The organism is Methylobacterium sp. Ger2507 (assembly GCF_055231875.1).
The window spans coordinates 4,160,886-4,172,398 of the sequence record NZ_JBUYVC010000001.1 but is presented as its reverse complement, the minus strand read 5'-3'; the positions used below and the strand labels follow the sequence as shown (position 1 = coordinate 4,172,398).

Genomic DNA, 11,513 nt, shown 5'->3' with positions numbered 1-11,513 from the left:
AATGGGCATCCTTGATCTTTTCCGCTCCACCCCGAAGCCCGAGCAGGCCGCTGCAGCAGGGCCCGGTGTCGTAGCTGACGGCAGCGCGGTCGCCTTCTACGGGCTGAGCGACCCGGCGCTGGTCGAGTACCTGCGCTGCGGCAACGGCTCGTCGGCTGGCATCGAGGTGACCGTCGAGCGAGCAATGAAGAACCCGGCCGTCTTCCGGTCGGTCAGTCTCGTGTCCGAGTCCATGGGCATGCTGCCCACCCACGTCATCAACAAGGCGACGAAGGAGAAAGCGAAGGATCTGCCGCTCTATAAGATCCTGCATCGCCGCCCGAACGAGTGGCAGACGGCCTACGACTTCAAGACGCTTCTTCAGCTCCGTGCCCTAGTGCACGGGGACGGATACGCTCGGATCATCCGCTCCCGGGACTTCGCCCGGCGCCGCGACACGATCGTGGGGCTTGTACCGATTGACCCGATGCGGGTCACACCGATTCAGAACGCGGACTGGACAGTGTCCTACCGCTACAAGCCAGCCAGCGGCCCGAGCGTCCTCTTCGCTCCGCGGGACATGTTCCACCTTCGGGGCATCTCCCTGGATGGGATCAAGGGGATCTCGCGTGTTCGACAGGCGGCTGACGCCATCGGTCTCGCTATCGCAGCCGACCTGGCGTTGGGGCGTCTCTACAAGAACGGCAGCTTCATCAACGGGTATCTCGCTCACCCGAAGACCATCAGCGGCGAGGCCGTCGAGCGCCTGAGGCACTACTGGTCGAGTCGGTTCTCGGGCGCGGCTGACGCTGGGAAGACCCCGATCCTCGAAGAGGGCCTGGAATACAAGCCGATCGGCTCGACGGCGAAGGACGCGCAGTCTCACGAGACCCGCGGCCGGCAGATCGAGGAGATCGCCCGGATTTTCGGCGTGCCCCGGCCGCTGCTGATGATCGACGAGACCAGCTGGGGCTCCGGCATCGACGTCCTGGGCCAGTTCTTTGTGCGGTACGCCCTGAGTTCGTGGTTCGAGGCGTGGCAGCAGGCGGCCGAGCGGGCGCTTTTCAGCGACGAAGAGGCGGATCTCTACGAGATCAAGTTCAATGCCGGCGCGCTGCTCCGCGGGTCGATGAAGGATCAGGCCGACTTCTTCGCCAAGGCGCTCGGCGCCGGCGGGCAGCAGGCCTGGATGACCCCGAACGAGGTCCGCGAAACCCTCGACATGCCGTCACATGAGAACGGCGACGACCTCGGCAATCCGATGATGGGCCACAACGGCGGCCCGCCTATCCAGGAAGGGACGGCAAATGGCTGATGAACCCCGCAAGCCGACCCCGGCCGAGCAGCAGGATCAGACTGCCGAGACCGAGAGGAAGGGCAAGCCCAAGCTGGCGGCGAGCGAAGAGCTTGGGTCGCTGGTAAAGGCGCAGCGTCCTCAGGGCATGATCGGTCGCATCCGCGCGGAGGGTGAGGACCCGCGCGCGGCTCGCCCGAAGGCTCTGCCGGTGCCGCATCGGCGCAACGTCTCGGCTTACACCCCGCCGCCGGTGATCGAGCGGTGGAATGCCGACGCGGCCGGTGTCCGCGCCGTGGAGTATGGCGACAACGTCATCACGATGTTCGGCCCCATCGGCGAGGACTTCTGGACCGGAGACGGCGTCACCGCCAAGCGCGTGACTGCTCAGCTGCGCGCGATCGGGGCCCGCCCGGTCGAGGTGCACATCAACTCGTTCGGCGGCGACATGTTCGAAGGCCTCGCGGTCTACAACGTGCTGCGCGAGCACCCCTTTGACGTCACCGTGAAGGTGATGGGAATCGCGGCGTCGGCCGCATCCATCATCACGATGGCGGGCAACCGGATCGAGATCGGCACCGGCAGCTTCATCATGATCCATAACTGCAGTGTCATGGGCGGCGGCAACCGGCACGACTTCGCCGAGATGGCCGCTTTCCTCGAGCCCTTTGATGTTGCCATGGCCGGGGTCTACGCCGAGCGAACCGGCCTTGAAGTCAGCGTCATCTCCAAGATGATGGATGACGAGACCTACATGTCCGGCGCGACTGCGGTCGAGAAGCACTTCGCCGACACTATCATGGCCGCCGACAAGACGAAGGTCGACGAGAAGGCCAAGGCCGCCGACCACTCCGTCAACGAGCTTCGCGCGTTGGAGCTGCAGCTCGTCGCCTCCGGCATGTCGCGCACCGATGCGCGCGAGCGGATCAACAAGATCAAGGGCACGCCAGGCGCTGCCCATGAAGAGGGTACGCCTGGCGCTGCCCTCGAGCCCGGCCCTGCCGGGTCCGCCGAGCCAAAAGCAGGCGATTTCGATTGGTCCAGCCTTGCTGGACTGGCCGCTGTAATTCGTCCCTGAAGGCACCCACCACCATGAAATACGTTTCCGCTGCGGCGGCCCTCGCGGGCGCGTCCGCCATCGTCCGTCCGCGCGCGCTGCTGAGCCCCGGCATCCGCGCCGACGCCTCCGATCCGAAGGCCATCATCGCCGCCCTGCAGAAGGGCTTCGAGGACTTCAAGAAGGAGAACGACGACAAGCTGAAGGCTAAGGCCGACGTCGTAGCCGTCGAGAAGCTTGATCGCATGAGCGCTTCCCTCGGCGACATGCAGACGGCCTTCGACGACATGCAGAAGAAGCTGGCCGCCGCCACCATGCGGCCAGGCGAGCAGATGGGCGACCTGCCGCCGACCGACCCCGGCTACATCCAGGACTACAAGGCCTGGATGCGGAAGGGCAACGTTTCTGCCGCCATGGACAAGGGCACCGACACGAACGGCGGGTACTTGGCGCCAGTCGAGTGGGACCGCTCCATTGTCGCCAAGCTGAAGCGCATCTCGCCGATCCGCGCCAACGCTCGCGTCCAGAACATCTCGGTCGCTGGCTTCAAGAAGGTCTTCTCGGACCGCTCCGTTGGCTCGGGCTGGGTCGGTGAGACCGCCTCGCGGCCCGCGACCTCGACCCCGCAGCTCGGCATCCTCGATTTCACCCCGGGCGAGCTCTACGCCAACCCGATGATTTCTCAGCAGCTGCTCGACGATTCCGCCGTGGATCTGGAGCAGTGGCTCGGCGACGAGGTCGATACCGAGTTCGCGCGTCAGGAGGGCATCGCCTTCCTGTCGGGCAACGGCACCAACAAGCCCTACGGCATCCTGACCTACGTCGCCGGCGGAGCGAATGCTGCCCGCCATCCCTGGGGTGCGATTCCGACCATCAACTCCGGCGCGGCAGCGGCCCTCACCGGCGATGGCTTCATCAGCCTGATGTACGACCTGCCGTCCGAGTTCGCGATCAATGCGAAGCTCTACCTGAATCGGCTCTCGCTCGGTCAGGCCCGCAAGCTGAAGGACGGCCAGGGCAACTACCTCTGGCAGCCGTCCTATCAGGTGGGCGAGCCCCAGACCCTCGCCGGGGCGCCGATCATCGAGGTGCCCGACATGCCCGTCGTCGCGGCCGGCAACATCGCTGCCCTCTACGGCGACATGGAGGCTACCTACCTCGTGGTCGATCGTCTCGGCATCGTGGTGCTCCGTGACCCCTATACCAACAAGCCCTACGTGGCCTTCTACACGGTCAAGCGGGTCGGTGGCGGCGTCTACAACCCCGAGCCCATGCGGGCGCTCCAGATCGCGGCCTGAGCCCGGTCAGGTCGGCGGGCGTTCGGCTCGCCGACTCTCCCCACATCATCTCGCATCAGGAGGCCACCATGGCCGCGAACACCGATAAGGCGCCGGACGGCAAGCTGGCCGAGACTGAGGGCGCCAAGGCCGCCAACATCCCTGCGGCGACCAGCGTCGACACGTCCGGCGCTCCGCAGCAGGTGGTGCCGGACGTCGACATGAGCCACCCGGCCGTGGACGACAATCCGCGCGCCAACACGACGGTTGACCAGAACCGCATCGACTTCAACGACCCGACCATCCCGGGTCACGATGCGGTCGCTGATGCGCTCAACGCGCAGGGCGTGCCGACCAAGAGCGGCCAGGAAGCCGCTGCTTCGGTCAAGAACGCCAAGTAGCGTCCCAAAGCGAGGGTCGACCCATGCTCTTCCGCCTCTGGGCCCTGGCCCTCGCTTGCCTCATCTCGTCGGCCGCCTATGCCGACCCGCCGCCCGCTACGGCGCCGGCCTACCGCTCGAATGTTGCCCTGCAGCCAGTGTCGATCTACGACGCCGCCGGCAATATCGTCTCCGGGTTTGGAGGAGGCGGGTCTGGCGGGGCTTCGGCGGTGACCGGCTCCATGGAGCAAGATGTCCGCGGCACTGGCACGCTGAACGCGACATCGACCGCCTCCACTCTCGTCATCCCGATCAACGGTCAGTCGACCGTAGGCTTGACCTTCGCGGGCCTGACGGGGTCGGGCGCCACCGTTACCTACGAGCAGTCCAACGACGGCGGCACCACCTATACGGGCGTGAACGAGGTCAACGCCGGTACGGGCGTGCCTGCCGCCACGCGTACCGTCGACGGGCAGACCCGCGTTGCCGTCCAGGGCCGCACGAACCTGCGCCTTCGCATCAGCACAGCCGGTACCGGCACCATCTCCGTTGCCTGGACCGTCAGCGTCCGCGAGGGGCTGGTGACGCTGGCGTCGCCGCTGCCGCCCGGTACCAACGCGATCGGCACCTTTGGGCTGAACGGGCCCCTCCCGGCCGGCACCAATGCCATCGGGACGGTCACCGTGGCCAACCCAACCTCGGCAGGCTCCGTCACAGCACCCGGGACGACCGGCACAGCAGCCCAGGCCGTGCAGGGCGTCACTGGCGGTGTTCCGCAGAACGCGTTCGCCGGCCAGTACAACGCCACGCTGCCGACGCTTACCACAGGGCAGTCGGCCTACCTCTCGGCGGACAGCAACGGCAGGCTGATCCTGTCGAACACGAGCGCGCTTCCTGTGACGCTGCAGGGAGGGTCCAATAGCATCGGTGGTCTGACTGCCGTTGCGACCAACGGTGGCGTGGATGGCTTTTCGCGGATCGTGTCTTCGGCGGCCACGAACAACGCGACCGTCGCGAAGGCCTCGAGCGGGCGGCTCTACAAGATCTACGCCTGCAACACCTCGACCAGCCCCGTCTACATTCGGTTCTTCAACCTCGGATCGGCGCCGGTGCCTGGGACGAACACCGTGGCGATGAGCCGTGTGTTTCCCCCGGCTGCCGCAGGCGGGCTCGCCTGCACATCCTTCGACCAAGCGGATCTTGGATGGACCTTCAGCGTCGGCATCGCCTACGTCATGACGACCGGAGCAGCCGACAACGACAATACAGCTCTGGCCGCCGGTCAGATTGCTCAGCTCAGCGTTGAGTACAAATGATGCGCGCGCTCCTGGCTGCCGTCTTCGCCATTGTCTGGTCGGCTGCCGCATGGGCGGACAGCATTTCCCCGTCGATGTCGCCGGCTCCCAGCCCGTCGATCGCAACGGTGACGGGGACGATCTCAGCGCAGGGCGGCAGCATCTCGCTTGACGTCACCGGCTTCGCTTCGGCCAACATCTCGGTCGCCGGGACATTCGTCGGGCAGCTGCGCGTCCGCGGCGGCGCCGATGGTACCGCCTCGCTGGGCGGCCGGATCATTTTCAAGTCTGGCGTCGGATCGCTCGGTAAGAACACCATCGACGGCACGGGCGTAGCCTTTGCGAGTGACTACCGGGTCGTCGCCGGCGGCAAGATCCTGGTCATTGATGCCCCAGCATGGACTTCGGGCTCGGCCACCATCACCATCACGGCGTCGCCCTCGCCTTCGATCCTGTTCGTCAACGGACCGGTGCACAACGCCGTTGAGGAGGCCGTACGGGCCGGCCGAGCCTACTCGGCATCGACCTCAATCCAGACGGTCAACGCCGCGAACTTCCTGAATTCCCGGCTCTGCAACCCGGCCGGATCGAACACGATCGCCTATGTCTATCAGCGCCGCTTCGACAACAGCACCGGCGGGGCAATTGAGTATTACGGCGTGTCGAACCCGCTCGCTCTCTCGGGCACGGTCACGACTGTCACGCCGAACAACTTCATCGCTGGCGCTGGCCCCTCAGCCCTGACCCTGACGTGGTCGATGAACACGACCCGCCTCGACAGCAGCCCGACGACAGCCAGCCCGATCGGCGGCATCGCAGCCCCATCCTCTGGCACGCATGTCGATAATGTCCGGGTGATCACGCCGGGCAACTGCTTCGGCCATTTCATGGGTGGCGCTGGGGGCGGACTGTCAGCGGCGGCTCGGCTCGGCGTGGCTTGGTTCTGGATCGAAGAAACCCAGAACTGAGGTCGGCCGCAGGGCCTGAGCATCCGGAAAATCTGACCTTCCCAACACGACCTCGTTTGGGGCGCTCACTGCCCTCGCCTGGAGACACGCCTCATGCCAGATCCCGTGACTCCGAATGGCGCCATCACGCTTCCCCTTGAGCCCAGCAAGGTGCTGACGGTCAAAGCAGGGGCGGGTGCGAGCGGTTCGATCGCCGTCTTCAACGGCCAGACCGTCGAGACGAAGGAGCAGATCGCCGCCAACGCCACCAAGACCTACGGACCGTTCGCCAGCGCGCGCCTGGTGCGGATTTTCGCGCAAGCCGGCACGATCTCGTATCAGGTGGCCGCGTCGGTCTCCGCGCTACCGGCCCTCGCGCAGGCTGTGGTGTCCGAGGACGGCAAGACCATTTCAGGCATCGGCGTGAAGCCGTTAACGGCCGTCCTGGTCTACATGTTCGACACCGGCGTGCAGCTTGGAGCGCCTACCTCGCTGGCAGACGGAAGCTGGAGCCTGTCGCTCAAGACCGCCCTCAGCCAGGGTGACCGCATCGGATATGACCCGACCGTCATCGGTCCTGTGACCACGGTGGGGGCAATCGTCGGCGTGCCAGGGCAGGTGGCACAGCCGACCCTTGGAACGGCAACCGACACGACCCAGCCCATCTCGTGGTCCGCTCCGACCACCGGGGGAGCGCCAGACGACTACACCCTCGAGTACCGCGTGGCCGGGCAGGCCATCTGGACCGAGTTCCCGACTGTGGGCACCGACACGAGCGCCACGGTCACAGGGCTCACCGCAGCGACGGCCTATCAGTATCGCATCACCGCATCCAACGGCGCCGGCGCTGGCCTCGCGTCCGCGGTAGCCAGTGGCTCCACCGCCGCTGCTCAGCCCCCCGGCACCGCGCCGGACCTCGCTGCGAACTTCGACGACGAGTCGAACCTCCCCCTCAAGTCCTCCACCGGCGTCTAGGAGCCACCACCATGATGAAGCGTTCTCACGCGGCCCTGGCGGCTGCGCTCTCCCTGCTCGCCATCTCGCCGGCGGTCGCGGATTATTCATTCCAGGCGGGTGGCGCGACGGTCACTCAGGGCGCGACGGTGGTCGGCGGCAAGTCCCGCTCCCACTTCATCCTGTACGACGCGGCCGGCAACCCGGCCCTGACCACGGGCAATCCGGGATTCTTCAGCCTGTCCGGCGGGATCCCGGCCGGCACGAACGCGATCGGCACTGTCGGCGTCACCGCGCTTCCTCCGCTGCCCGCAGGCACGAACTCCATCGGATCGGTCACGGTGACCGGCGGCGCCACGGCGGCCAAGCAGCCGGCCCTCGGCACCGCAGGGGCGCCGTCCACGGACGTGCTGTCCATCCAGGGCGTCGCCAACGGGGCCGCGCTGCCGGTCGACACCATCGTTCGCAGCAACAGCACGGATCGCGGCGGCACGGTCACGGCAGGCGGCACTGCTCAGCAGTTCATGGCGGCCAACACCAGTCGCCGTGGCTACCTGTTCCAGAACCAGTCGACCGGCGACCTCTACGTCAACTGCCTGACGACAGCCGCCGCGAACCAGACCAGCCTGCGGATCCCGCCAAACGCACTCTACGAGACCGGGCCGCACCACGCCGGCACCGGCGCGTGCTCCGTGTTCGGGGCCACCACCGCTCAGGCGTTCTACGCGCGCGAATTCTGACGACGCGAGGGCGCCGCTTGCACTGAGCGGCGCCCTGCTATCCCGGCTTGAGAGGGCAGCCGCATGAACAGGTTCGTAAAACAGGCCCTGCTGCTTCTGATGGCGCTGTCGGTCGCCGTCAGTCCAGTCCAAGCCAGGATGACTTTCGACTCGGGGGGCACCGGCAAGCTCCGAGGCGTGGACCTCCGGAACCTCTCGTCCCTGATCAACCTGTCGGGCGCCGCCGCTCGTGTCGGCATCACCGACGCGTCTTACTGGATCCGGACTGGCGGTACCCTCGCGCGGACAACCGACACTGCCTACGAGACGAACCTCAAGGGGTCTTCCACCAGCCGGACGATTCCGATCCCGTCGGCTCAGCAGATCCCCGCCGGTTCGATCGGCTACGTCTCGATCAAGCATGAGGCCGTCAACGCCGATAGCTCGCCGCCGCTGTTCATCAATTGGGACGGCAATGCGAGTCTGCCCTCCACGACGTCCCCGCTCGTACCCACGGTCTGGTACTCGAACGACAGCACCGACGGATCGCCCGACACGGGCTCGTGGACGCAGGACACGGCGTTCACACCGTTCCGGCCGACCGCGGCTACCGATGCGGCCTACACGGGTCGTGGCCAGCGATACTTCTGGCTGACGACTACCGCTCGCTGGGTCCAGGTCCGCTTCGACGTGACCGTGTCGGGCATGACGCAGAACGTCACGCCGCATATCGCCTGCTCGTCCGGCCAGTGGATCTGGAAGCCGGGCATGTCGATCGTGCGCAATCAGTACACGAACATCTCGGCGGTCAACAATTCTCGGGCGGCCTTCATCGCTAACGTTCCCGGAAGCGATCCGTTTTTCTTCGTTACAGCCCGCAGCGGCGCCAATCAAACTCAGATCAAATCTGAGCAGGTGGACGTTGTTCTCGCAAGCGCGACCCTCAAGCGGAACCTTCGTGCCGCTGACATGGACCCTTGGGTCAACGACATCGCATATGTCAGTCAGGACGTCCGCCCGTACTCAGTTGCCCTCGGGAACGGTAATGCTGCGGTCATCCGCGCTCGCAGCGACGGCCTGATCGCCCAGGTCAAGAGCCTCGGTCTCGTCGTCACGGCCCCGGACCTGTCGTTCCTCAACTTCACCTCCGCTGACGCAACGGCCAACGCGAGCCCCTACGTCAACTCGGACTTCCAAAGCCCGAACGGCGCCTTCCCCTACAATCAGAATGTCTTTGGCCCCGCGATCAAGACTGGGCTGCCCATGTCGTGGGACAGCAGCTTCGATCTGCCTTGGGTGTCCAACTATGCCGGTGTTGCCGAGAAATTTGAGACTGACACGCCATATGCGGCGGGGGACAGCGTGCACCCCAACGGCACCGGGTATACGAACTGGCGGTCCCGCCGCGCTCCGCTCGACCGCATCCTGTTCGGTCAGGCGCCCGGCCAGAACACGCTGCAGACGCGGGTAGACGCCCTTGTGGCTCTCGGCGCCTCGGCGACTGCCGCTCAGAAGACTCGCCTCCAGGACGTGTTCACCGCGACGTATGCGATGTACCCCACGAACGACAACGTTGCGCTCTCGAACCGTAGTGCCCTCAGGGCGCGGCTCGATGCTGTATCGGTCCCTTAGACGGTAGCTCCCCTCCACAAGGAACTGCCCTTACTCAAGACGGCCAGGCTCTGACGCAAGACGGCGCGGCACTAACCAATACGGGGCCCTGAAATGGTACATCGGCGCAACCTTTTGCTGGGCGGCATAGCGGCTCTAGCCGCAGCAGCGGCGCCGATCCCGTTCGCCAGCCCGGCGCGCTCGATCGAACTCCGGGATGTCCTCTCGCAGTACAGCGGAGAGATTGACCCGCACCTTCCGCCGTACAGCGTCAGGGGCGACGCGCTCCAGGGTTCGAACGGCGCCGTTGACGGGAACACGTTCTCCTTGAACGTCTACACCTTCACCGCCGCCGACATCGGCAAGACGATCTATTGTGATGCGTTCGGCGGAGCCCGGACCCTCACGTCCCTGGTCGCCGGCAACCCGAACGCCGTGACCTTCAGCGGAACGGCCGCAGGCGCCGCCAGCGGTCGTGGATTCATCTTCGGCAGCGACGATACGGCCGGATGGCAGGCGGCGGTCGACGATGCCCGTTACGGCTCGACTGGCGTGTTCACCGGAGACCCCACGGCCGCGGTCGGGAACCGGAACTTCGGGCGTCTGGTCCGGATGCGATCCGGACGCCTCTACCTCATCGGCAACACCTCCGCGCAGTACAACGCAGGTGCCGGGCGTCTCGGTGCGCTCGTGCTTCATCGGCGAACCGGCGTCGTGGGCAGCGGCGCGGCGACCTCCGCCTTCGTGATCGCGCCTGGCTCCTACGGGTACGGGGTGGTCAACGACAACGCGACGACTACCGGCTCGAACAACGCGTTCTGCGATTTCATGACCTTCTCGAAGACCGCCGTCTTCGGGGCGAAAGGCTTTGGCCAAGCGAACATGCTTGGCTTGTTCCGGTGGTCGCTCAGCTTCCAGGGCTACGATTACACCGACGCCTGGAACACCTCCGACGACTTGCTGCTCGTCGATGCTCCGGGCGACGGCCTCTACGTGAGCGGCCGCGGCGAGTTCATGTTCTCGCGCATACGGTCACTCAACGCGGCCGGCTACGGGATGACGCTGTCGACCGTGGACAGCTCGTTCGTCCAGCTCAGCTCCGGCGGGGCCAGCAAGGGCGGCATCCGCGTCTATTCGAACCCCAACACTCGGATCAGCAACGCCAAGGCTTGGTACTCTGGCAAGGGCGGCGGCACCTCTTATGAGGACTGCGCCAACTGGGTGGTCGACGCCGATCAGGCGAAGAACGGTGTTGTCGCCTTCGACAATTGCGAGGGTCAGGAAGCGCGTGGCAGCGGCTGGGTCATCAAGACCGGCTATTGCACCTTCAGGGCCTGCCGAACCCAGGATGCGGGGCAGGCGAACGGCCTGGACGGGGGCGCCGCGCTTCCGGATATCCGCGCTGGCGTCCATCTGTTCGGCTCGGGCTGCATTGAGAACGACATCGACATCTTCGTTCAGGCAGGCGTCCGGATCTTCAGCAGCACGTCGACCTTCCTCGGCACCCACGCGCTGTACGTCGCCGCCGATGCCGCTAACAACCGGGGCAGCGTCGAAGCCATGGGGCTGCTGAGTTACACCGGCCGTGCCGCCAGCAGCGGCGGCTTCGCGCGCGCCGACACCACCAAGCTCGGTGGGCCGGGCGTCTCGAACGGCAAGAACACCCGCCTCCTCATGGACGGAGTCGCCCTGACATGAGCATCGAACCCAAGCCCGCTGCGGCGATCACATACCGGAAGGAGGCGCAGCGCCTCATGTTCCGGCTGGTGGACGACCCGACCCAGACCCTGCGCACAAACTACGTCGCGGCGGATCACGTCATCAAGCTCGAGCTCCACGGGCTGATCACCAAGACGGACAGCCTGTTCGGGATGGGCCACAACTATGCGCTCTACAGCCCGACGCCGGAAGGCATCGCTTGGGTAGCGGAAGAGCGCGCCCGCCGCGCTGCGAACCGCGCGGTCTCCTGACCTTTCGGGCGAACCGAGACTGATCCGGCG

Annotated in this window: 11 protein-coding genes; all 11 read left to right on the top strand. The window is 66.1% G+C overall.

The window, feature by feature from the left end; translation table 11 throughout:
- Position 1 precedes the first annotated feature (1 nt).
- The 11 genes from ACV7NL_RS19240 to ACV7NL_RS19190 all read left to right on the top strand — a co-directional run bounded on the left by ACV7NL_RS19240 (position 2) and on the right by ACV7NL_RS19190 (position 11,483).
- Positions 2-1,294, top strand: coding sequence for a phage portal protein (locus ACV7NL_RS19240; RefSeq protein ID WP_463356528.1), 1,293 nt, complete (start codon positions 2-4; stop codon positions 1,292-1,294).
- A complete protein-coding gene (locus ACV7NL_RS19235; RefSeq protein ID WP_463356527.1) occupies positions 1,287-2,351 on the top strand; it encodes a head maturation protease, ClpP-related in 1,065 nt (354 codons plus the stop codon). Before ACV7NL_RS19240 ends, ACV7NL_RS19235 begins: the two co-directional genes overlap by 8 nt.
- A gap of 14 nt (positions 2,352-2,365) precedes the next feature.
- Positions 2,366-3,628 carry a phage major capsid protein gene (locus ACV7NL_RS19230; protein WP_463356526.1) on the top strand — a complete coding sequence of 421 codons (1,263 nt, stop codon included), beginning with the start codon at positions 2,366-2,368 and terminating at the stop codon, positions 3,626-3,628.
- A gap of 68 nt (positions 3,629-3,696) precedes the next feature.
- Positions 3,697-4,008 (top strand): hypothetical protein, encoded by a 312-nt coding sequence (locus tag ACV7NL_RS19225; protein WP_463356525.1) that lies wholly within the window; start codon positions 3,697-3,699, stop codon positions 4,006-4,008.
- Between the two features lie 23 nt (positions 4,009-4,031).
- The gene (locus ACV7NL_RS19220) at positions 4,032-5,303 is read left to right on the top strand and encodes a hypothetical protein (RefSeq protein WP_463356524.1); all 1,272 of its coding nucleotides are present in this window, start codon (positions 4,032-4,034) and stop codon (positions 5,301-5,303) included.
- A complete protein-coding gene (locus ACV7NL_RS19215) occupies positions 5,300-6,250 on the top strand; it encodes a hypothetical protein (RefSeq protein WP_463356523.1) in 951 nt (316 codons plus the stop codon). Before ACV7NL_RS19220 ends, ACV7NL_RS19215 begins: the two co-directional genes overlap by 4 nt.
- A 93-nt stretch (positions 6,251-6,343) precedes the next feature.
- Positions 6,344-7,204 carry a fibronectin type III domain-containing protein gene (locus ACV7NL_RS19210; RefSeq protein ID WP_463356522.1) on the top strand — a complete coding sequence of 287 codons (861 nt, stop codon included), beginning with the start codon at positions 6,344-6,346 and terminating at the stop codon, positions 7,202-7,204.
- A gap of 11 nt (positions 7,205-7,215) precedes the next feature.
- The gene (locus ACV7NL_RS19205; RefSeq protein ID WP_463356521.1) at positions 7,216-7,923 is read left to right on the top strand and encodes a hypothetical protein; all 708 of its coding nucleotides are present in this window, start codon (positions 7,216-7,218) and stop codon (positions 7,921-7,923) included.
- Positions 7,924-7,986: 63 nt separating this feature from the next.
- Positions 7,987-9,534, top strand: a complete 1,548-nt coding sequence (locus ACV7NL_RS19200; RefSeq protein ID WP_463356520.1) for a hypothetical protein — start codon at positions 7,987-7,989, stop codon at positions 9,532-9,534.
- Between the two features lie 306 nt (positions 9,535-9,840).
- On the top strand, positions 9,841-11,211 hold the full coding sequence (locus ACV7NL_RS19195) for a hypothetical protein (protein WP_463356519.1): 1,371 nt from the start codon (positions 9,841-9,843) through the stop codon (positions 11,209-11,211).
- The gene (locus tag ACV7NL_RS19190) at positions 11,208-11,483 is read left to right on the top strand and encodes a hypothetical protein (RefSeq protein ID WP_463356518.1); all 276 of its coding nucleotides are present in this window, start codon (positions 11,208-11,210) and stop codon (positions 11,481-11,483) included. The genes ACV7NL_RS19195 and ACV7NL_RS19190 overlap by 4 nt, the downstream gene beginning before the upstream one ends.
- Positions 11,484-11,513: the final 30 nt, after the last annotated feature.